Source organism: Roseiconus lacunae, assembly GCF_008312935.1.
GTDB classification, from domain to species: Bacteria; Planctomycetota; Planctomycetia; order Pirellulales; family Pirellulaceae; genus Stieleria; species Stieleria lacunae.
Genome location: NZ_VSZO01000001.1, coordinates 1,088,270 through 1,110,242, shown reverse-complemented (window position 1 = coordinate 1,110,242; position 21,973 = coordinate 1,088,270). Strand labels below are relative to the sequence as shown.

Below are 21,973 nucleotides of genomic sequence, written 5' to 3'. Positions count from 1 at the left end.
CTGTTGCCGTCCCCGGCAGCCCTTGTGGATTGGAGAGCGAAAGAAAGATCAGCCAGCCGACGGCGGCACGATCTTGTTGAAGCGGAGCCCGCGATGCGGTTTGGCAACGGCATTCTTGCCGGCGAGATGTTTGTCCGCTGCAGTCTGATCGGTCAGCTTGTGCTGTTCCACCGACCCAGCATCGCCCGAAGCCTTCGCCGGCCCCGAGGCGTTCTCACGAATCTCGTCTTGAAGGTCATCCGCCACAGATATCTCGTTAGGAAAGAGATGCTTTCTTCTGCGAATACACCTACCCGGTCGCACCGTCTACCGACGAGGCTTCACCTAGAAAATTCCGGCATTTACCTTGCTCGGCACTAATGTGAACCGCGTACTTGCCTGTAGGTCGAATGGAAATATTACCGAGCCTGCCATAAGCAATTGCGGCTAGCCAAACAAATCCAAGATCGACGCTCCCAAAACAGTCTAAAGCTCGGCCTTTTAAAGATGTCCCATCGCGGCAGCTTTGTATTAAGCGAGAATAGACTTGGCTGTAAAAAAGCTCTAATCTAGCGCCGCATGTATTTGTTCCAACAGATCAGGGAATCACCGCATCTGCGAACTCTACGACTAGGTTGTAAAGCCTGAACGACTCCGTGTGCCAGTCTTCGCTTCTCGCAAATGTGCCTGCATTAAGACTGTCATCAGCCATGAAAAACTCATTATCAGCCGTTAGTATTGGTGGGAGCGGAAGCCGCCCAAGTCCATCGCCGTGTGCGAATGCTGCGTTGGCGATAAGTCCGCTGCTGAGTCGCCAAATGTCCTCGACGCGATCTCCAAGCATGCCCTCTGATCTTGGTGCCTCGATTGCGTGGGCAGCTGCAACACCATTGGTAATAACGTCCGTGACGCTTCCAAGCCCAGAACGACTCAATATTGCATTTAGATGCTCAAGAACATCGACGCATTCTTCGAACGCGAGGTCTCGGGCATGCTGCACCAAGACAAAATACATGAAGGTGGGATCGCGGTTCTTGAGAAAGCTGTCACATCGATGCCCAAATGTGTTTAAGATCTGCAAAGGCACCTTGAGTGAATCGAAGGCACTAGCTGATGCCATCAAACAAATTCCCGCTATGTGAGATCCAATTGTAAATGCGTTTATCAAATCTTTGATTTTGAAAGCATTTGAAAGACAGTGCCCCGCAACCGTGTACTTTGTGAGAAGCGGATCGTATAGGGTTTCAAGCATTTTCTTACTCCATAATTTCTCCTCTACTACGCGCATGCCCTTCTCGAGTTGATCGAGCACAATTTGAAATCGATGTATCTCTGCGGCGACTGAGCGCAACTCAAGAAGTGAAGCGACTGAAAGTGGTACCCGGCATACGGGCGCACCGGAGTGAGTTGCAAATTGCGTAAACAATAGCGGACGGGATTTGTCCGGCAATCCGTTGGGGCCAATCTCCAGCCCACAGGTGAACTGGTATTGCCACACGTTTCCGTCCCAAGGCTCGGAGACTGCGGTAAGCAGTTCTGTGTAGTAGTCGTTGTAGTCAACGCGGCGAAGGGCTCGTACCAAACCTATTACATCGTGGAAGTTCTGGAGGTCGCATTCAGCGCGGACCTTAAATGCGGTAAAGATTTTGACAAGGTGCTGCCGACCCCAGAGCGTTCCTAGATTGTCTACAAAGTGCTGTAACTCGTGCGCAAGAAGCGGGAGCACCCGCAGCCCTGCAGTTTCGTCTTCGCCCGCGAGGGCGGATTTGAGCTCCTTTTCACTGCATTGATGCAGGGTTATCTGCTGGCTGAAGGGGCAGTAAGAACCAAGTGTTTGCGTGTTTGGAAACGGAGACCAACGCTCCATCATGCGTTTTGAAATATCGAGATGGGTTTGAATCATGATCCAGCACTCTTCACGCGAAATAAATCGTCAGTAACAAGAAGCGGACTTCGCTGCCGCGATCTCTGTTGATATACAGCCAACAAGTAGTGTAGCAATCAGAAACCGTTGGCGTACGCCCCACTTCAATGCGGATTACCTGCAAACAAGTACCACATCTCTCTTGTTTTGGCTGGAGCACGTCCACACAGGGACGCGTCTAGCTTCTCTTCTTCCTCTGAAGTTGTCGGAAGCTAACTCGTGCTCTTCTAGAAGCTGTAGCTAGATCGGTGCCGAATAGCAATGCACCCTGCATGGAAGCGGCGACGGCGGAGCCGACGAGGCAGTCGAGCCAGTGGTTGTCGGGTTGTTCGGGGCGGGCTTTCCATTCGTCGACGGTTCGTCCGCGGCCCTCGGTGCGGACGTAGTACTCGGCCGTGACTTGCTCGGCAAACATTCGGTGTTGGTCGGGGCGATCGCCGAAGATGGAAAGGCAGCCTCGGTCGCCCATGGCTACGGCGAGTCGCGCGTGCGTGAATGACTTCCACCAATTCGTGTCGTAGATCACGTGGCGGATGGCGCGTTTTCCATGGATGGTAGGGACTCGCCAGTTGAGCCCAACGCGATCACCGGGCCGGCGTTTGTATTCGCTGAAGGGGTTGGATGAGGCGCCGACGAATCGGCCGTGCGATGGGAGCAGGATCGAAGCGTGGTGACTTTGCCGGCAGAACTGATACACGACGTTGGTTGAGTGACCCCAGTTGGCGTCGATCAAACATCGGCCAATCTTCATGGCTGCCCCATCGTCACGTTGCCACTCGCGACCGAGTAGCTCGATTGTCAACGATTCGAGGCCGGCGTAAATGCTGCCCTCAAGCCCCGTCCCCTCGGCCGCAGTGGCCAACGTGTGCCGCGCGTCGCGGAGCGTGAAGTAGGTTCGCTGTTGATCGGGGTAGGTTCCGTAATCGACAACGTAGCCTGTGAAATCATCTTCCCACGCAGCGACGACGTAGAAGAGCAGTTTGCCTTGGACGTCGATGAATGCGGTCAGATGATTTCCGGCAATCGGGATCCGGCGTCGCGGAAGATTGTTGATCTTGGCGGCGACTTGGTCGGCAGTGAGTTGATCGGCACCGACCGTTTCTTTAGGCAGCGGTTCGTTTTGGTATTCGGCGAAGAACGCGGCTTCGTCTTGAAGCTTCAAGTTCATCGCGTGTTGGATCGCCGACAGTTCATCGTGGTTGAAACGTTCTTTCCATGAAACGTCCGCGCCGGCATCCATGGTTTCACGGTTCTGGCGATAGAATTCGGTGCCGGCGGCTCCACCATCGCCGGACCGCAATCCTTCCGCACGGATCTCTGCGTAACGTTGCCAGAGCGTTTCGTTGGTCGGAAACGCGTTAACCATGCGAGTCCGCTCGCCGTTCCATTCCGGATGCAGGTCGCGGTTGAGAATGTTGTCGGCCATGTCGCCAGGACGGATGACCGTGCATGGCATGATGCCCGAGATCTTATTGCCTGGGCCGGCGAGGCCGAGAACCGCGCCGGCCAGGATCGCTTCGCGGTTGGCGCATTGCGACAGCGAGCGAGCGGATTCGTCGGTCTGCGGATCATCCAGGACGACTAACGAAGGCCGAACGGTCTTGCCGTCCGGCCGTTTGAACTTCATGCCGCGGATGCGACCGGTGAGGCCGGCGACCTTGATAATCGCGCCGCTGGCTTTACTGCTGGCAAGGGTTGGCAAGACGATTTCTTTGGCCGTCCAACCAATCTGAGTTCGCTTGCCTTCGAAAAGCTGGCCGTTCGCTCGGTTGGCGATGCCGTCAAGGGCTTGGATCGGAAAGCAAACTTCTGGATAGTCGGCGGCGAGTAGGTCGTTGCTATCGAGTTCGGTCTTGATCGAGTCGAGCATGTCACAGGCATGACCTTCGTCGCTTCCGATCAGACAAACGAAGTCGCGAAACCCGTTCAGCACCGCCCAGATGCAGGCGACTTCGGCGAGTGAACTCTTGCCGGATCCACGCGCCATCGCGAGAGAGAAAAGACCGCCGCGGATGACCGCTTCTTCGATCTTGCTGATCACCTTCAAGTGGTCCGGCGACCATTCGAGATGAAACGTCAAGCGGAAGTACGCCTCGCAGAACGCTCGGAATGAACCGGCAGCCTTCGCCTTGCGTTCGGGATTCTCGACCGCCGGTAATTCTCCGATATCGCGACCGGCCAGTGCGATGGCGGCATTTCGTGCGCGGGCACTCTCTTTGAGCTTGGCGTACGGATCTACATCGGAAACCGGTTTCGGTGCATGCCGTTTCTCATGCAACCAATCAGCGTAAGCCAATAGATCAACGTGCCGGCCGTCTCCGATGCGATTGCCCGCTTCGACTCGGTGCCGATGCAATTGCCGTTCATTGATGACGGTACCGAGCGGCGTTGAGTTGAGTAGCCGGCAGCACTCGCTCGGTTTCAGTTTGCGTGGGTCATTCACCACGACCGGCCTCCTTCAACATCCATGCGGTGTAAGTCAACAGGTTCAAGCGGCCGGCACCGTTGGTCGGCGCGCCGTCCTCGATGTCCGCTTCAATTTCGGCAACCGGAACCTTTCGCCGACGCAACTTGGAGAACAGCGCGGCGGTTTGTTCGGCGGTCATCGCATTCGGGTTCAGTTCTTCGTTATTGCCTTCCATGACGGGCTCCGTGGGTTGGATTGCGACTGGGCCAACACGTCGGCCACTGTCGTGATTGTGTGCATGTTTGCGGTCAGTGGCCGCATGTTTTGGGCGGCGACGTGGGGCCAAAACTGGCCGCCTGTGGGCAAGAAAAGAAAGCTGCAGATTACTGGAACATTACTTTCAAACTTCGCTTGAGGTGTCTCAAAACGCATGGCTCATGTGTGTCAACGCAAAACGAATTCCACGCTTTTCGGAGACACAAACATGCACGCCAACGACATCGCCTTCGGTATCGAAATCGAAACTCACATGCCCGGACACGATCGCACGCCGATTGGCGGCTACCACAACGGCCTTCCGGTTTCCTGGTTGCCCGAGGGTTGGAAAGCCGAACGCGACGGCAGCATCCGCACGCCGGCCGGCCGCAAACCTTGCGAGTTTGTTTCACCGGTCCTCCGCGGACGCGAGGGATTGGAAAACGTCGAAACCGCGGTCGACACGATCAAAGAACGCGGGGCGCGGGTGAACGAATCTTGCGGGCTACACATCACCATTTCATGGAACGGCGGCCTTGGCCCGACTGATTTCCTTGATCGCCAACCATGAAAAAGCAATCTACGCATCGACCGGAACGCGACGCCGCGAACGAAACCAATGGGCAAAGCAGATCAAGTCCTATGGCAACAAGGACGCGGCGAAGACGCGATGCGAACGCGACCGCTATGCAGAGCATCCAGAAGTGGTGATGGCGTATCCGCATCCGGAGAAGCAAACACTTCGGAAAGCCTCTGGACGTAATCGTTGTGGGAAAGAGCGGTCTGGTCCGGATGCAATTGCTTCACGGAAAGGTAATCACGAAACGGCTCCAGGAATTCCCGAAGCCGTTGTGGTTTGATCGATAGCAAGAATGGCAAGTTGGTAAATCGTTGATAGTTGAGCGTGTGCATCGATTGTCCAAAGCGGATCACGAACAGGTCATAAAGCGTCCATGGGGAAAAAGGTCAGTTCCATTCCGAATGGCTGATTGAAAGTGCGACGAGGCTGAGCGATGGCGGATTCCACCACCGATCCAATTTGGTCTCCGTTCCGCTCGTCCGTGGCCTGCTGTTCGAGCGATCCGTTTGGGCGTCCTGCCGATTCACCCAGCCCCGTCGCCGGAGTTGCTAGCATTGCGACAGGGGTGGACACGTTTGGTCACGCAGCGAAAAGAAAACCGGTGAATTCTCGACTGGCGTTCGGAATGCAGTGACGAACGCCAGATCCGCAGGCGTTGATCGTTCGGGGAAAAGTTGTCGGAAGCCATCGAAAGCCAGGCGGTCCCACGGCGGTGAATCGAGAATGATGTCCAGTTTCTCAATTAGGTCGTCATCGCCTTCTTCGAACTCACCATGCTCCAACGAGGCCAGGTGCTGGGGCGAAATCCAAAGTTGCTCGGCGAGCTGGGGCAGCTCGAGGTGATTTTCAAGTCGACGAATGCGGATTTGGGCACCAAACTTTTGCGGGGTCATCTGTCACTCCATCCTGGAAGCGGGAAACGATCTTCAGCCGGCAATCGAGATTGCTGGCATTAACGAAAGCAGCGATGCCGGCGATTATTGGGATTCAGTGGACACGTTTGGTCCAAGCCGAGAAGAAAGCTCTTGCCACATGTCGCGCTGGTGTTTCCATTTCGCGGTGAGCGCGATCGGCTGCATGTCGCGAACGGAAATTGGATCGCGACCCTTGCGAATTTCCGGGGCGAACAGGATCGCTTCTTGGATGTCCGGTGCGAGCAATCGCAGGTTCATGATCTGCGTCACACGGGCTCGGGAAACGAGGCTCAGCCGTGCGAGCTCGGCGTAATCCGTGACGACGCCGTCGGCGATCAGTTCCTCGAACCGAATCGCCAACGCCATCAGTTTGGTGACTTTCATGAGACGTCCGGCCGGCAAATCATCTTCGTCCGGCTTCTCGTCCGTTGCGACTCGTCGCGATCCGGCCCCACGACGTTCAAAGGTCAGATTTGCTTCGAAGACAATTGTCGAGTTCATTCGGTAGCCCCCGCGAGCAAGCGTTGTTCGATCACACCAATTCCTGAAGGATGAAACGCGATCGAGATCTTACCGGCCTCGCCGTCGTACTCGATCGATTGGATCAGCATCTGAATCAATTCGGCTTGTTCTCTGGGGACAAGCGATTCCCAGAGATCATCGAAGTGCGCTAATGTCTCGGTTGCCGAATCTGGATCGACCTTGGATCGGGCAAGTTGATCCGATTCAATCCGAATCGCAGTGAGTCGCTTTTCGCCTTCGCGGATTCGGTCCTGTAGATCAGCCAAAATCCCCAGCATCACCGAATCCTCGCCCATCGCTGGCAGCTTGCGGAGAACTTCACCGAGTTGCGTTTGCCAGAGGCTGAGATTCTTCAGTAGCAGATGTTCTTCATTGGCCAATGCAGCAATCTGCGTTCGTGATTCGACTTCGCCTTGTTCCATTACCTTTCGAGCAAGGTCCGAATCGCGGCCGATGCAACGAATGTGGTCGACTACAAAGCGTTTGATCTCGCCGGCCGGCACCGACTTGGTTGGGCAATTCGCCCAGCCTCGTTTTTGGGCCATGGCGCAAACGTAGTAGCGATATCGTTTGCCGTTTGGTTTGGTCGAATGCGATGGAATCATGGTGCAATCGCAGGGTTTGCAGCGAAGCAGTCCCCGCAGCAATGCACCGAACTTGTTTTTCACCTCGCCACCGCCGGATCGTCCGTTGCGGTTCATCAAGGCTTGCACCTTTTTCCAGACATCCTCGTCGACGATCGCATCGTGTTCGCCCTCGTGGATTTCGTCCTTGTACCTCAACTTCCCGAGGTAGGTCACGTTCGTCAGAAGGCGATGCAGGCTCGTCTTGCAGAACGGCCGGCCTCCACGCTGGGTGCCCTTGCGAGTTGTCCATTGTTTTGCAACCCAGCAACGGCGATCCAATTCAGCGACGACTCCCAGCAATGACTTGCGTTCAAGGTACAGATCGAAGATGGCTCGCACACGCTCGGCCTCCAATGGATCAACAACCAGTTTGGTCGTGCCTTCCGGAACCGTGTAACCAAGCACAGGCATCCCGCCCGACCATTTGCCTCGGCGACGTGCCGCGGCGATCTTGTCTCGTGTTCGCTCCGAGATGATTTCGCGTTCGAACTGGGCGAATGAAAGAAGGATGTTGAGCGTCAGTCGCCCCATGCTGCAGGTCGTGTTGAACTGTTGGGTGACCGAAACGAACGACACCTTCTTTTGTTCGAATTCGTCCATCATGCGAGAGAAGTCGAGCAACGATCGACTGAGACGGTCAACTTTGTAGACAACCACACAGTCGATCTTGCCCCTGTCGATGTCTGCCATCAACTGTTTGAGCGCCGGCCGGTCCATGTTCCCGCCGGTGAAACCACCGTCGTCGTATTGGGTCGACAGTGCGACCCAACCTTCACTTGCTTGACTAGCAATGAAATTCTCGGCCGACGCACGTTGGGCATCGAGCGAGTTGAACTCCTGGTCGAGTCCTTCTTCAGTCGACTTCCGCGTGTAGATCGCGCAGCGGATCGTTTTCTTGGTTTCGGTCTTTTTCATGAGTCCGCCTTTTGAATGTTGAAGAATGCGTAGCCGCTGCAGTGCTGACCGGTGATCGCTTTCGCCACTGCGGTCAGTGACTTGTAAAATTCGCCGTCGTGCTCAAAGCCGTCTTGGCGAACTTTGCAGATGTGCAGCTGTCCCTTGTATTTGCGAGTGATGAGGTTTCCGGGTGGCGGAAGACGCTTGTCGATCGACGGCCGGAATTCCTCGGTCACTTAGCGGTCCGGTGGAGGCTTCGGCTTGGGCATTTCCGGCGGAGGCGACATGCGTACGTCAGAATCGCATGCGATCTCCAACGCTCGCTGACGAGCCCGTTTAGATATGTCGCCTTCTCTGTTCGATTGCATCCGCCAGGCGATTCGCTTGATCAGCCAATCTTTGTTGGACGCATTGGTCGCTTCGCCGAAGACTTCGGCGTATTGTTTGCGAAGGTCCCGGACGGAGCATTTCTCCATCCTCCGAACCTCCCTGGTCACGTTGAGTGCCATTTGTTGGGTCTCCTTCTCGAGAATCACGGGTGCGTTAACCGTTGTGGACAGTCAGCCCGGAGTCGCGAGAAGACTCAAGCCGAGATGCCGAAGAGTCGCCAGAGATTTCCGACGGTTGGATGCCGTCTAGTCCGGTCGATTTGCTCAAACCGCCGCGACCGTTCAATCGGGCCAGTGCGATCCCGAGAATTTCAACAACACGGCGTTGGTGCTGATTGGCCGTGTTCTGATCGATCGGTTGTTCGGTCGCTTCGTCTGCTCCTTCGATTTGTTGACGCACTTGATGGACGGAATGTCGGTGGATGGCAGGATCGGGTTCGGTGTCTCGTTGAATCGGTTGTCTCGTTTGCAGAAATCTGAAAAGGGTTAACGGTTGGAAACAGTCAGCCCAGAATCCGAAAGAGACTCAAGCCGAGATGCGGCGGAGTCGCCAGAGATTGGCAAAGAAGTCGAACCAACTCGCTCAGTTGCTTTGGACAGTCCGGCTCGACGATTCAGACGCATCAGCCCGATCGCCAGGATTTCGACGACACGTTGTTCGCGCTGCTCGGCGGAGAGCTCGCCAGCAGATAGGTCTTCGGTGAGATAAAGCGACGACACAGAATGCTCCTCAAGTGGATGCAGTCCGCGCCAAGTGCCTGCGATGCTCGCCCAGCCAAAGCCAACGGAGAAGAAGTTAACAGCCAACGAGACTTACCTACCCGGTTCACGCCCGGGCCGACGAACGAGATTCGCTCCAGCAGAACCCATCTAGCTAAAATCTGTCTCTATCGTGTCGTCCAATCAACTCCAAGGTGTCACGCTCCATAGGGAAGCTTTCAGTGACGGAACATTCGCTTATCTACAGTGTCGGCACGCAAGTGGTCGCTCAGAAGGAAGTCATGGCGGCAAACGATCGCATTGCGCACCCGGCGGGCGCTGTCGGTGTGATCGTCCGGTCGCCAGTCGATCGCACCCACGCTTATCGCGTGAAGTTCAGTGACGGTTTCGAGGCTCCGATCCATCACGACCAACTTGTTCGGCTGGCGGAATTCAAATCAAACAGCATCCGTGATAGCGACGCGCCGCTGATGAGTTCGGGCTTGTACGATCGCGTGATCTATCGCTGCGTGATCGGATCGCGGGCCTACGGCCTTGAAGACGAAGCGTCCGATACCGATCGCCGTGGAATCTACCTACCGGCAGCTGAACTGCATTGGTCGCTCTTCGGGGTTCCTGAGCAATTGGAAAATGATGAGACACAGGAGGTTTACTGGGAACTGCAGAAGTTCATCGTGCTCGCGCTGAAGGCGAACCCGAATGTGCTCGAGTGCCTCTATTCCCCAATCGTTGAGTCAGCGACTCCGCTGGGTGAAGAACTGCTCGAGATGCGATCTGCATTCCTCTCGAAGCTCATCTTCCAGACGTTCTCTGGATACGTTGCATCGCAGTTCAAAAAGATGCAAACCGACATCCGCAATCAGGGACGAGTGAAGTGGAAACACGTGATGCACTTGATCCGGTTGCTGCTGTCTGGAACCCATGTCTTACGTTCGGGTGAGATGATGGTCGACGTTGGCCAGTATCGAGATCAATTGTTGACAATCAAACGAGGTGAGATGCCGTTCGCCGAAGCAGACTCGTGGCGGAAGGAACTGCAAAGTGATTTTGAGTCTGCGTTCAAAACAACCAAGCTACCGGACCGTCCTGACTACGAGCGTGCGAATGCTTTCCTAGTCGACGCACGCCGGCGAGCGATGGGAGAGTCATTGCCATGACCGATGCCAGCACGATTGACCACGTGAAGATGATGCAGCATGTCGAGTCGCATCCATACCCGCTGCTGTTTGCGACCATCAGTGGAGCTCATCTTTATGGTTTCCCTTCGCCCGATTCCGACTTCGATCTCCGTGGCGTTCATATGCTGCCACTGGAGACCGTTGCCGGACTCGATGAGGGCGAGCAAACGGTAGAAAAAGAGGGCATCTACGACGGTCTGGAAATCGACTTGGTCACGCACGACGTGGAAAAGTTCTTCCGGTTGATGCTGAAGCGGAACGGGTACGTGCTTGAGCAAATCTTCTCGCCGCTGGTGGTGTACAGCACTCCCGAGCACGAGGAACTCAAGTCGATCGCCAAGAACTGCATCACGCGTCATCACGCACATCACTACCTCGGATTTGCCGCGACCCAGTGGAAGCTCTTCGCCAAGGAGTCGCCGCCGCGCGTCAAGCCGCTGCTGTACGTCTATCGCGTGCTGCTGACGGGGATTCACCTAATGCGCACTGGCGAGGTCGAAGCCAACCTGATCACGCTGAACAAGTCGGCCAAACTCTCGTACATTGACGAGCTCGTGGACCGCAAGCGTTGCGGACCCGAGAAAGGAACGCTTGAAGCCGCCGATCTGGAATTCCACACCCGAGAATACGAACGCCTCACTGCCGAACTCGAGTCGGCCTACGAAGCCTCCAAACTTCCCGAGATGCCATCGGCTCGTGGCGAGCTAAACGACCTACTGGTTCGATTGCGTTTGAAACCTGAACGTGTAAAGGCACTCGATGAGTTGACCCGACAAGCGCAAGATCTTGGAATGGGATACTAGTCGCAGGAGCAAAGCATGCCGCATTCCAAAGAAATCAATCACAGGGAATTGGTTGACCCTCAATCACTGTTGGATCGAGGGGAATGTCCTTACACGTTCTTGGCATTTCCAGCATCCGCGGTCGACGAGAACGGACTCCCGACTAACTTGGAAGCGAGGCAATACATCGCTCGCGTTCAGTCCGAAGGCGTACCCATCGGAATCTGGCTTGACACGCCTATCGAAGACACTGGGTACGCCTTCGTCCGCCCAGAGCGCATCAAAATGCTCCACGATGTACTGGAGACGATCGAAGCATCAGGAGAGTACGTCAGCGGTTTCGCGTCTGATCTGTCCGAACGTTTGCTAGGAAGGTAACTTTTTTTTAACCTGCGAGGTAACAGTTCTACGGGTGAGGTGTTACCGGAACTGAATTAGTCAGCTGGACTGTTGCGTCTAACAGCATTCTTTAACCGAGCTGCATCTGTTTTGCTGGCGAACCAATCTTTCGACCATGTGTCTCTGCTTCGGTCCGTCAATTCTGGAAACCCAATGACTACTTTCACCACAACATCAACATCATCAACGACCGACTCGTCATTCGACGGCGAGGCGGGGATGGTGCGTCGTGGTTGAAGTCTAAGTTCAAAACGATTCGCAAAGCCCGCCTGGTGATTCACTTGGCGGGCTTTTTTTGTGGATTGCCGGTTCGTGATTGACGGCGTTTTCCTGTTTCTTCGTTTCCGTTCATCTGGCGCTCACGCAGGGCAAAAAGGTTGCCGAGGCTGCTCACCTCGGCCGCTGGCGATCGGTGCGAAACGTTTCCTTTACAAAGGAGTTTGCGAGCTATGGTTCAGAACGAAATGACGCGAAATGGCAAGGTGTCGGTCAACGTCGGCACGATCGGTCACATCGACCACGGCAAAACGACACTGACTTCTGCCCTGTTGCGAGTTCAATCCGAGAAGGGACTGGCCAAGTACAAGTCGTACGAATCGATCGCCAAAGGCGGTATTGTTCGTGACAAGAACAAGACTGTGACCGTGATCGCTTCGCATGTGAAGTACGAAACCGCTGCCCGAAGCTACGCCCACATCGACTGTCCCGGCCACGCCGACTACATCAAGAACATGATCACTGGTGCGGCTCAAATGGACGGCGCAGTGTTGTTGGTGTCTGCAGCTGATGGTCCGATGCCGCAGACTCGCGAGCACTTGTTGCTGGCCCGACAAGTTGGCGTGCCGCACTTGGTCGTGTTCATGAATAAATGTGACTTGGTAGAAGACGCTGAATTGCTCGAGCTGGTCGAACTGGATTTGCGCGAGTTGCTCAGTGAGTACGGTTACGATGGCGAAAAGACTCCGGTCATTCGCGGATCGGCCAAGCTGGCGCACGACGACCCCACGAATCCAGGGGCAATTGAGTGCATTGAGCGGCTGTTAGATGCACTGGACCGCTGGATTCCCGATCCCGTTCGTCTGGTTGACAAGCCGTTCTTGATGCCGATCGAGAACGTTTATTCGATCGCTGGCCGCGGCACTGTCGTGACTGGCAAGATTGAGCAGGGAATGATTCGCGCCGGTGACAGCGTCGAGATCCTCGGACTGAGATCCGCGACCGCGACAGATGTGATCACGCAAGTGGAATCATTCGGCGAAGTCTTGGAGGCCGGAAACGCTGGTGACAACGTTGGTGTGTTGCTTCGCAAGACGGCTCACAACGAGATCACCAAAGGTCAAGTTTTGGCGAAGGCGGGGACATTGACTCCGCATCGTGAATTCGAGGCTGAAGTGTACGTGTTGAAGAAAGAGGAAGGAGGCCGACACACGCCGTTTTTCGACGGCTATGCTCCTCAGTTCTTCTTCCGAACCACGAATGTGACCGGCAGCGCAAACGTGCTGGGCGGAGTCGACATGGCGATGCCCGGCGACGGCGTGCAGTTGAAAGTCACGCTGAAGCAACCGATCGCGGTCGCTGACGGTGACCGCTTCGCCATCCGTGAAGGCGGCAGGACCGTCGGATCGGGCGTGGTGACACGCGTGGTCGGCTAGATTGGCGACAATTGGATAGCATTGCACAACGCTCGCGGCGGAGAGATCCGTCGCGGGCGTTTGTAACGCTTTAAGTACGACCAAACCATAATGCTCAATCATGAATCTCGTTTTTCAGATGTTCTGGAAGCCGGTTGTACCAGCGAATCAGCTGTTGCGCCGCTCCGGCTACAAACTGGTTAAGCTTGAGCAAGTCGTCACCAGCACACTCAGTGCCTGTCGGAGAGTAGTTCGCTTTGGCATGAGCTACATAATTCCGCGTAGAGCAAATCGCATCGGCAACATCTCTTGCGACCTTTTCGAGTTTCGAGCTATTGCCATCAAAGCCTCGCTTTAACTTATCAGGAAGTGCCTCAAGGAGGCCGGGTAGGTCTGTACCCGTTAGCAATACTCGCTTGATCAAATCACGCTCGGCCGTTTGCTTTTCGTAGTCCTTCGCTAACGAAAGAATCTCTCGAAGAAATTGCCCCGTAGGCTGCAGTGCTTCAGGACGATCAAGCTTTTTCCGCAACGATTCATGAGAATCCAGGTTCTTAACGCACGGTCCGAAATACTCGAGCACCTTGTACAGACTAAAAAGGCGAAGTTCCGGATCGGTTACTTGGACAGCAGCTACGTACAACCGGACACCTTCATTGTATTCGTCTAGGGGCCGAAGCGGAAAATCCGGCTCCTCTCCCGCCTCCCACCAGTCCATTCCGTGCTCTTCATCAATAAAGAACTCGCTCCGTTCAAAAACGATTTCATGAGAAGCAGCAAGTCCGAAGAGATATCGATCAATAAGTTGGTCTAGAACAATTTCGCTTGGTTTGACTTTTGATTCTGCAAAGTCAACTTCTACCGCACAGTAACCAAGAGGGGACACAACGTATTCGTTGTAAAGCCCTTTCTCGCTCGCATAGACGCCTACGGGCAGGGGAGAGTAGTTGATCGAAAGGACTACGCCATCATTGGATACCAATCGTAGCCGATCTTGCTGATGCTGTGCCGCATGAGCCATATCGCTCTTGGGCGATACGAGCTGGAATGATCGCGATCGAAACGAGATGCAACCCTTGTCTCTGGCATCAAGTGTCTTGTACTCTTCAGCTGTGCGAACGATTTCTGAAACCTCGAACTCCTCGTTGTCTGGATCGTCCCGAAAGGAAAGGCCAGTCACTCCATCGTCAATGATTGCCTGAAAAGTCTCAATTACCTCTGCTGTTCTTGATTCTTGGTCCTCAAGCGATTCGAGATCATCAAACTCATAAAATGACATTCGATAATCCGACGTACGATTTAACTGAACGACAGAATCGATCAATTTTTCAGGCGTTACATTCACAATGCAAATCCACTGAGTTCCTTGGTGAACGGCGTCAATGCTTCGACACAAACCGACCACCGTAGGTTCTATACATCGTGTTCGACACGGCGAGAACAGGTTGCGGTAGCACTGCGAGCTCGAAGTCAATTGGTCATATTGCGAATACGAAAAGCTTTCTGCTTTTGATTACCATGGATTATTGCGTCACAAAACAAGCGACTCCAGACGTGTGAATACCGCTGCTCGGGTTGCCGTTGTTATTTAGGCGATGCAGCTGCTCCAACTCATTCAATCCGGTTGCAGACCGCAACCAGAAACTCCGGTTTGCTTTCCGGGATAGCGACTTGCTACCAGAGATCTCTCACGTGCCAAGGTTTGTCGCAGAGGTGTGCCCGCATGGGAGCGGTGAGCGTGGCAGCTCTCGCAGTCTCTCGCGACTCTCTTGGCTGAATTCGGGAGAGGTTTGCGGAAGCACTGGCGAGCAGGTTGGCCCGGTGCATCAAAGAGAGATCGGGCGTTAACCCGGTTGGGCTCGTGATACAGAGAGAGTGAGATGTTTTGGCGGTCTCGGCGGGGATTCGAGCGCGATCTTGGGTTTCACGCTTGTCTCAGAGGTGACAGCTCGCGAACGCGCGAGAGGTGGCCGGCCGGCGAGAAGTCGCGTAACACCGCGAAAATCGGGGCCGAAACGAGAAACGCCCGCGGGCCGATTGGGGCCTTGCGGGCGTTAACTGGACGGTACTTCGTTCCGTAGTTTTTCAAAAAGCTCCCCGTACAAAACCAATACGGAGAGAGTCGGCGGATTTCGCAGGCTTTTTCGTGCTGAACACACCTTTTGCAATGCAATTGCCGTCCCTTTTGATTCGTCCTCGGGCGACGCAAATGCGAGATCTATGGGGGACGTTACTGTCAACCGACGCTGCTTTCTCTCACATGTCTGCGAGTTGTTAACAGGGAGAGAGAATGTCGCCCTCAGCAGCTCCATCGCTGGCAATCTGTTCGGATACTTCGGAACGGCGCGGCCGAAGCCTGGACGGCAAACCACGGTTCACGCTTGCGACCATTGCAGTGGGCGAATCGGTCCGTACGCTCGTCGTTTCAGCGGGGTAAAAAAATGTTGCCACCCCGACTATTCCAGGATATGCAAAGGAATCGGCAGCTCGAATGGCCGCGATCATACACCCGCTTTTAGCACTGCTTGCTTCGCTCACTCGGCAGGAGTTGGCCCAGCAAGTGACTTATCTGAAAGCGGAGAATGCAATCCTTCGGAGCAAGCTACCTGATCGGATCACGCTGAGCAATCAGGAGCGGCGGCGGCTGATCCGCCATGGAAGAAAGCTTGGCCCGCGCATCAAAGAACTGATCTCAATCGTCAGCTACTCTACGTTCCGTCGCTGGATCCGGACGATGGAGGACAGACCAGCAAAACGGTCAAAGTCCAAAACCGAGATTAGGCCGGGCCGGCCACGGATTGATCAGAGCATATCCGACACGATCATCCGGATCCGCAAAGAAACCGGCTGGGGTTACACCAAGATCGTCCAGGCGATGCGAAGGCTAGGGCATCGGATCTCACGGCAAACAGTCAAGAATGTCCTGGTCGAAGCCGGACTCGGTCCTGATCCGAGTGACCATCCTGATACCTGGTCGGACTTTCTCAAACGCCATGCGGCGACGATGTGGCAGTGTGACTTTGCGTCAAAGCGGAAATGGACGATTAGAGGCATGGTCGATCTCTACTTCCTGGTGTTTATTCATGTTGAAACGCGACGCATCTGGATCTCGCCATGCACCGCAAATCCGACCGCCGAATGGACGACTCAACAAGCTCGCAACTTCGATATGCACTTACAGGACGAAGGCCTGTCATGCGAGATTCTGCAACACGACCAAGACTCCAAGTATGTCGACGCGTTCGACGAGGTCTTCCGGTCGACTGGCTGTAGAATCAAGAAGACTCCGGCACGGTCGCCCAATCTTCAAGCATTCGTCGAGCGAGTGATTCAGACACTCAAACACGAGGTCCTAAACGCGTTTTGCGTGGTTAGCGAAAAGCATTTGGACCACATCCTCAGGATTTCACAGGAGTGGTACAACCGACGCCGCGGGCACACTGGGCGCGATCATCTTCCACCTGTCTGCGATGAAGGGGAGCCGACAGTAGTTAATCTATCTCAACATAAAGCGGTATGCCAAACCGAACTCGGTGGGCACTTGAAGTCCTATCGCGCCGCAGCATGATCTTTTCGCTACCTGAAGATCGACCTGTTGCATTCCGAACTCGGTTGACTGGCCAGAGCCGAAGAACGGACCGCCAGGCACCGTTCTGGCTAGATTTCGGACAAGATCATGGTCGTCTGCTTCGGCTCTACGAACGACGTGCCGCGTGAACGAGTGATCAAATCTCTGTACAATCATCGCAACCAAAGAGATGTTGCGCGCATTTATGATTCAGGAACTCACACTGCATGGAAAGTACATTCACCTGGATTCCGCTCTACACAGAGCTGGCTGGTCTGCTTCTTGATTGGGAAGCTCGCCAGGACGAGTTGATTGCGTGCCTCGACAAATTGCGTTCAGAAGGTGTCAAGGTTACTCCGCTGAACGACAAGGACAAAGACGGGGCCAGCTTTCTGATCAAAGAGATCGACCCATTCACGTTTCTGGGCTCATTTAATCGGCAGACGCGCCCTGAAGGGCGACTGGCGATTCTGGCCGAGGTCAAAAAGCTTTTCGGGGCCACAAGTCCTTTGCCGGAGGACTTCAACGGCATTCCGGTCCTGAATAATCAACGTTCCTGGTTCATCGCGTATCAGGCGACACGTGGGCGTGATGACGTCGCGACACTCTGGAAGGTTTTTCGGTTGGCCCTCGGCGACAAGCCTCTTGAATCACCGGAGTTCGAGTCGGCATTTGATTTGGCCCTCGATGTCTGGGGCGTCTCCACCAATCTGACTATGGGACTGTTCTGGATTCGGCCAGACACGTTTTTGAACCTGGACAATGTCAATCGCGCCTACCTTGACATCAAGCTGCCTCCTCAGGGGCTGTCTGCGGAATTCTATATTGATGCTGTTAAGAGAGTTGCCGCCAAAGGCAAGCCTCTGCCTGAGGTGTCATATGACGCATGGCAGTCATCGAATGCAGAAGACGGTGAACCGACTGGCGGAACGTTACCAGCGGAGAACAATTATTGGCTCGTTGGATCCTACTGGGACAACTCAGACCCGCCCGACCAGACAGAACGATTCTTGGACGAAGGCGTGTGGCAGAACGGTTACAAGGACAAGTATCTCGAAGAAGTTCGCTCCATTAAAGTCGGCGATCGCATTGCCGTTAAGTCGTCTTCCACACAGAAGAAGAACCTTCCGTTCGACGCGCGGGGCAACACGGTTTCCAAGATGTCCATCAAAGCCATCGGCACTGTGGTTGCTAACCGCGGTGATGGCAGGACAGTGGAAGTAGAGTGGGAGCCAAACTTCAAGCAAAAAGACTGGTTCTTCTACACTGACCGCCGAACCATCTGGCGCCTGCGGACGGATGCCGACTACCAGCACAACGATCTTTCCAGCCGGCTGGTTGATTTCATCTGGAACAGGGCAGATCAGGATTACGACTGGTTCTGCAATAGATGGTGGGATGCGGACGGTGCGTCTGAACCCGAATCCAATGAGGATGATGAAGGTTCAACATATGAGCCATACAGCATTGATGATATCATCACTTCTGGCGTCTTCCTCCCGGAACCGGAAATCGTTCAGGCACTCGAACGGCTTCGCTCCAAGAAGAACCTGATCCTGCAGGGTGCGCCAGGTGTCGGGAAGACTTTTGTCGCGAGGAAGTTGGCTTACGCATTGATGGAGGAGAAGGCTAACGACCGATTGGAAATGGTCCAGTTTCACCAGACGTTCTCCTACGAAGACTTCATTCGTGGATACCGTCCGCTGCCGGATAAAGCTGGGACATTTGGCTTGCAGGACGCAATCTTCTACCGATTCTGCAAACGCGCCGAGGGCGATCCTGACCGCGACTACGTTTTCATCATCGACGAGATCAATCGAGGAAATCTGGGGCAGATCTTCGGTGAATTGCTGATGCTGATCGAGGCGGACAAACGTGGCCCCGAGTTTGCAGTTCCGCTGGTCTACCAAAGGAAAGATGAGCCGCGTTTCTTCGTTCCAGCCAACGTCCACCTGATCGGTCTGATGAATCTCGCGGATCGTTCGCTGGCCATCGTTGATTATGCACTACGGCGTCGATTCGCATTCATAACTCTGACGCCTCAGTATTCCAGCAGCATCTTTCGTGAGTGGTTGCTCGACCGCCAGATAAAAGAAGAATTGGCGGACTTGGTCGCAACCAGAATGCTCGCGCTGAATCAAGAGATCGCAGAGGATCCGTTGCTCGGTGAGAACTATCAGGTCGGTCACAGCTTTTTCTGCCCAAAAGGCGAGGACTTCTCCGGGCTGGATCGCGAGTGGTATGAAGGCGTCGTCCGGACTGAGATCGTGCCGCTGCTGAAGGAGTACTGGTTCGACAACGCCAAGCGAGTTGAGCAGGCTCAAGAAGGATTGCTTGCGAAATGATCCAGACGGGGCCCCCAACAGCACAGCTCACCAAGACCGGGATTCCGGTGCGGAATCTCTGGCACATGTTGCTGTATGCGTGGGATGTCGTGCATTTGAAGTCCCATTGGAAGTCGGATGTCGAGAACGCACCGACACTCGATGCACTGCTCGCGACGATTCTGGCGAACCTCATTCAGCAACGCCTGCGGATCGGACTCGGGCGGGACTACCGGGATCACGCATCGGAGATTGCCGGCGTGCGAGGTCGGGTTGATTTCAACGAAAGCCTGAAACGCATGTCGTTTCAGCATGGTCGCGCTTGTTGCCAGTTCCAGGTATTCAGCGCCAACGTACCCAAGAACCAGATTGTTCGCAGCACGATGGCCCGTCTGGTTCAAGTTGGTGAATTCGGCAGCAGTGTGCCGGAGGCAAATAAACTGAGAGCTCGACTTCGCAGGCTCGTTCGCGATATGGAGGCCGTCGATTTGGTCGAGTTGAAGGCGGCGAGTATTCGGCGAGAACAATTGCAGCGGCACGACCATGATTATCGGTTGATGCTGGCGATTTGCTACTTGATCAATCAAATGCAAATGCCTACTGAAGATCCTGGAATCACCGGATTGTCCTATCTCGATCGCGATGCTTTCACTCTCTACGACATCTATGAGCAATTTGTCGCGAAATTTTACTCGCACCATCTCGAGGACTGGTCAGTTTCGCCGCAACAAAAGCTCGCATGGCCAACAGATGACGCGAGTGATTATCTGCCGGTCATGTATCCGGACCTGACGCTGCAACATCAGGCGTCGGGGCACCTCATCATTCTTGACACGAAGTTCACTGCGAAGGTTCTCGTCACTGGACGATGGGGCAATCAGACATTCAACCGCGACCATCTGTTTCAGATCTACGCGTATTTGAAATCGCAGGAGCATCAATCGGAGAATCACAAAACGGCCACCGGCATCCTGCTCTACCCGACAGTGGAACATGACATTTCCGAGTCAATCACAATCCAAGGCCATTCTTTGCGCTGGGAAACGGTCGATCTTTCGAAGCACTGGGAAGAGATCGAAAGTGACCTGCTCGAAATTCCCAATACTGTATTGACGAAGTACCTTCAGCCAACTGCCATTTACAAGCCTGAATAGTGCGTCAGGGGTTTCAATAGGTGATCACCTGCGGATGTCTGAACTCGTTAAGGAGCACACCCTCGTTCTTGCGATTGGAGCTGGACACGAGACGTCCACGGTGCTTCTACCATCGAGAGCGATCACTGACATCGTAGCCAAGACCTTCCAAAATCTGCGTGACTTCGCTGTAGAGATTCCAATGTCGGTCGCCACAGCGTTGCTTCAGTTCCTCTCTCGTTAGCCTGGCGAGTTCGTCGGTGTTACCAACCTGGCCTTGTTCAAAAGCTCGGCGCGCCTTCGAAGTAAGGTCAAGTTCTTTGATCCGCTTGTTGGTGCGAGCGATCGGTTCGTCGATCTCGGGCCGAGTTGGTGTTGGCGTTACCGGGCAGACCGAATCTGCGTACCACTGCGCCCACTGCCGCCATTTGGGGAAATGATCAGGATCAGTCGGCGTCACCTCATTGGCGGCAAGCTTGGCATCCAATGCGGAAAGGTAGCCTCGAATCTGCGTAGCTCGAACCCAGGCATCGACGCACGAATCAAGGTTTTTGATTCGCTCGGATTCTCGGGCCATGTTTGCCTTCCTTGCTTCGCGAATCTTTTCCGCCGCTTGCTTTTGCCGACTCTCGCACTCATTATCCAGCCGGCGATCGCGGACATGAATCACCCATTTTTCCAAATTTAAGGCAACGTTTCCAAGCACCGATTCAAGTCGCTGAACTTTCCCGTCCGACCAATTTTTTCGCAACCCATCGCCCCATCCGTCAATGGACAACGTTAGTTTACCAGTCGCTTCGTAGGTGAATTCTTTAAAGTAGTAGCGTCGTTCATTCGGCTTCTCGTGACGTCGGATTTGCTCACTGATGGAAATTGAGACTCCGTCATCGTCGCGGCAAAATCTAGCGCCAGATTCGCAGGCTGAAACCGTTCCGTCCACTGACTCCCAGTACCGCATCAACGCATCGAGAATGCGTAGTGCCCTGGACAAAGACTTCTTGGTAACGGATATGTTGAGACACGACTTGGAGTTTGCGTGCAACAACCCTCGGTCATTCGGCTGCTCCGCTCGAAGCTTTGCACGTGCTTGATCAATGAGTCGGTGTGGCTTACGCAAATCTTCCTTGACGACGATATCGGGAACTTCCGCTTTTGTGCCATTCGGCTCCGCGCCTGCATCAAAGCCGACACGGAAGAAACGAATCTCTTCAAGATCTGATTCGTCCAACTCGGGTAGTTCTGGTTTGGAAGTGGCTTTTCCATGTTCCAGCTTTGCCCAGTACCCTACAGGCGGCCTTGGAATCTGGTGTTTCTTGCATACCTTTGCCAAACCGACATCTGATAGGCCGTATTTAGGAGCCACTTTCGTCATTGGATCCGACCACACTTCGTCAAACAGCTCTCGACGACTCACGATCAGTACTTCGTCGGACATTGGGATTCCTCGATTAAAGGCACCACCGGGATACTTCAATCAGTAATATCATGTCGCAGGTCCCGATTGTCGCCGATCTGCAACCAGGCTTCCACAAAATGTTCGAAATCTACGAGAATCCACCCTTCAGTTACCAGCGAACTATCGACTCCACCGCGGTGGCAAGACGCGGGCGATTATTCAGACTAGCGAGCGACGCTGATTCAGGGGTGGTCACAGAGCGTTCATTTGGCACATTAGCCGCGTCTCGGATCGGGCCAGCTGGAGCGTTTGGGGGTCGATCGGACAAGATTCCGGCACTTCGTCCAGC

Annotated in this window: 20 protein-coding genes and 1 pseudogene; 9 read left to right on the top strand and 12 right to left on the bottom strand. The window is 54.5% G+C overall.

Features of this window, described 5'->3' with window-relative positions:
- Positions 1-48: 48 nt before the first annotated feature.
- The 4 genes from FYC48_RS04065 to FYC48_RS04050 all read right to left on the bottom strand — a co-directional run bounded on the left by FYC48_RS04065 (position 49) and on the right by FYC48_RS04050 (position 4,545).
- Positions 49-246, bottom strand: a complete 198-nt coding sequence (locus FYC48_RS04065) for a hypothetical protein (protein ID WP_149495373.1) — start codon at positions 244-246, stop codon at positions 49-51.
- Between the two features lie 331 nt (positions 247-577).
- The gene (locus FYC48_RS04060; protein WP_149495372.1) at positions 578-1,882 is read right to left on the bottom strand and encodes a hypothetical protein; all 1,305 of its coding nucleotides are present in this window, start codon (positions 1,880-1,882) and stop codon (positions 578-580) included.
- A gap of 199 nt (positions 1,883-2,081) precedes the next feature.
- The gene (locus FYC48_RS04055; protein WP_149495371.1) at positions 2,082-4,346 is read right to left on the bottom strand and encodes a terminase gpA endonuclease subunit; all 2,265 of its coding nucleotides are present in this window, start codon (positions 4,344-4,346) and stop codon (positions 2,082-2,084) included.
- Positions 4,339-4,545, bottom strand: a complete 207-nt coding sequence (locus tag FYC48_RS04050; protein ID WP_149495370.1) for a hypothetical protein — start codon at positions 4,543-4,545, stop codon at positions 4,339-4,341. The genes FYC48_RS04055 and FYC48_RS04050 overlap by 8 nt, the downstream gene beginning before the upstream one ends.
- A 249-nt stretch (positions 4,546-4,794) precedes the next feature.
- Here FYC48_RS04050 and FYC48_RS04045 point away from each other — a divergent pair, with 249 nt between their 5' ends.
- Together FYC48_RS04045 and FYC48_RS04040 are read left to right on the top strand one after the other, a co-directional pair.
- Entirely contained in the window at positions 4,795-5,136 is a 342-nt protein-coding gene (locus FYC48_RS04045; RefSeq protein WP_160149312.1) for an amidoligase family protein, read from the top strand.
- Positions 5,102-5,425: a hypothetical protein gene (locus FYC48_RS04040; RefSeq protein ID WP_149495368.1), complete on the top strand. Its 324-nt coding sequence runs from the start codon at positions 5,102-5,104 to the stop codon at positions 5,423-5,425. The genes FYC48_RS04045 and FYC48_RS04040 overlap by 35 nt, the downstream gene beginning before the upstream one ends.
- 268 nt (positions 5,426-5,693) lie before the next feature.
- On the opposite strand, the gene FYC48_RS04035 is transcribed toward FYC48_RS04040, so the two are convergent.
- The 6 genes and pseudogenes from FYC48_RS04035 to FYC48_RS04005 form a co-directional block, all read right to left on the bottom strand.
- Positions 5,694-6,038 carry a helix-turn-helix domain-containing protein gene (locus tag FYC48_RS04035; protein WP_149495367.1) on the bottom strand — a complete coding sequence of 115 codons (345 nt, stop codon included), beginning with the start codon at positions 6,036-6,038 and terminating at the stop codon, positions 5,694-5,696.
- Between the two features lie 84 nt (positions 6,039-6,122).
- Entirely contained in the window at positions 6,123-6,560 is a 438-nt protein-coding gene (locus FYC48_RS04030) for a hypothetical protein (RefSeq protein ID WP_149495366.1), read from the bottom strand.
- Positions 6,557-8,122, bottom strand: a complete 1,566-nt coding sequence (locus FYC48_RS04025) for a recombinase family protein (RefSeq protein ID WP_149495365.1) — start codon at positions 8,120-8,122, stop codon at positions 6,557-6,559. The genes FYC48_RS04030 and FYC48_RS04025 overlap by 4 nt, the downstream gene beginning before the upstream one ends.
- A pseudogene (locus FYC48_RS28280) lies at positions 8,119-8,613 on the bottom strand (DUF2924 domain-containing protein). Before FYC48_RS28280 ends, FYC48_RS04025 begins: the two are co-directional and overlap by 4 nt.
- Before the next feature lie 34 nt (positions 8,614-8,647).
- A complete protein-coding gene (locus FYC48_RS04010) occupies positions 8,648-8,893 on the bottom strand; it encodes a hypothetical protein (RefSeq protein ID WP_149495362.1) in 246 nt (81 codons plus the stop codon).
- An 86-nt stretch (positions 8,894-8,979) separates the two neighbouring features.
- Entirely contained in the window at positions 8,980-9,213 is a 234-nt protein-coding gene (locus tag FYC48_RS04005; RefSeq protein WP_149495361.1) for a hypothetical protein, read from the bottom strand.
- A gap of 281 nt (positions 9,214-9,494) precedes the next feature.
- Between FYC48_RS04005 and FYC48_RS04000 the strand changes: the two genes are divergently transcribed.
- The 4 genes from FYC48_RS04000 (at position 9,495) to tuf (ending at position 13,224) form a co-directional block, all read left to right on the top strand.
- On the top strand, positions 9,495-10,370 hold the full coding sequence (locus FYC48_RS04000) for a nucleotidyltransferase domain-containing protein (RefSeq protein ID WP_390622112.1): 876 nt from the start codon (positions 9,495-9,497) through the stop codon (positions 10,368-10,370).
- A complete protein-coding gene (locus tag FYC48_RS03995; protein WP_149495360.1) occupies positions 10,367-11,194 on the top strand; it encodes a nucleotidyltransferase domain-containing protein in 828 nt (275 codons plus the stop codon). The genes FYC48_RS04000 and FYC48_RS03995 overlap by 4 nt, the downstream gene beginning before the upstream one ends.
- Before the next feature lie 15 nt (positions 11,195-11,209).
- Positions 11,210-11,551 carry a hypothetical protein gene (locus tag FYC48_RS03990; protein ID WP_149495359.1) on the top strand — a complete coding sequence of 114 codons (342 nt, stop codon included), beginning with the start codon at positions 11,210-11,212 and terminating at the stop codon, positions 11,549-11,551.
- A 470-nt stretch (positions 11,552-12,021) separates the two neighbouring features.
- Positions 12,022-13,224, top strand: coding sequence for an elongation factor Tu (gene tuf, locus FYC48_RS03985; RefSeq protein WP_149495358.1), 1,203 nt, complete (start codon positions 12,022-12,024; stop codon positions 13,222-13,224).
- A gap of 94 nt (positions 13,225-13,318) precedes the next feature.
- Here the strand turns inward: tuf and FYC48_RS03980 are convergent, their stop codons facing one another.
- Positions 13,319-14,482, bottom strand: coding sequence for a hypothetical protein (locus FYC48_RS03980; RefSeq protein WP_149495357.1), 1,164 nt, complete (start codon positions 14,480-14,482; stop codon positions 13,319-13,321).
- A 1,212-nt stretch (positions 14,483-15,694) separates the two neighbouring features.
- Between FYC48_RS03980 and FYC48_RS03975 the strand changes: the two genes are divergently transcribed.
- From FYC48_RS03975 to FYC48_RS03965, 3 genes are all read left to right on the top strand, one after another.
- Positions 15,695-16,771, top strand: coding sequence for an integrase core domain-containing protein (locus FYC48_RS03975; RefSeq protein ID WP_149495356.1), 1,077 nt, complete (start codon positions 15,695-15,697; stop codon positions 16,769-16,771).
- A 227-nt stretch (positions 16,772-16,998) separates the two neighbouring features.
- Entirely contained in the window at positions 16,999-19,116 is a 2,118-nt protein-coding gene (locus tag FYC48_RS03970; protein ID WP_149495355.1) for an AAA family ATPase, read from the top strand.
- Positions 19,113-20,249 carry a 5-methylcytosine restriction system specificity protein McrC gene (locus FYC48_RS03965; protein WP_149495354.1) on the top strand — a complete coding sequence of 379 codons (1,137 nt, stop codon included), beginning with the start codon at positions 19,113-19,115 and terminating at the stop codon, positions 20,247-20,249. Before FYC48_RS03970 ends, FYC48_RS03965 begins: the two co-directional genes overlap by 4 nt.
- Before the next feature lie 106 nt (positions 20,250-20,355).
- Here FYC48_RS03965 and FYC48_RS03960 read toward each other — a convergent pair whose 3' ends face one another.
- Positions 20,356-21,663 carry a hypothetical protein gene (locus tag FYC48_RS03960; protein ID WP_149495353.1) on the bottom strand — a complete coding sequence of 436 codons (1,308 nt, stop codon included), beginning with the start codon at positions 21,661-21,663 and terminating at the stop codon, positions 20,356-20,358.
- Positions 21,664-21,973: the final 310 nt, after the last annotated feature.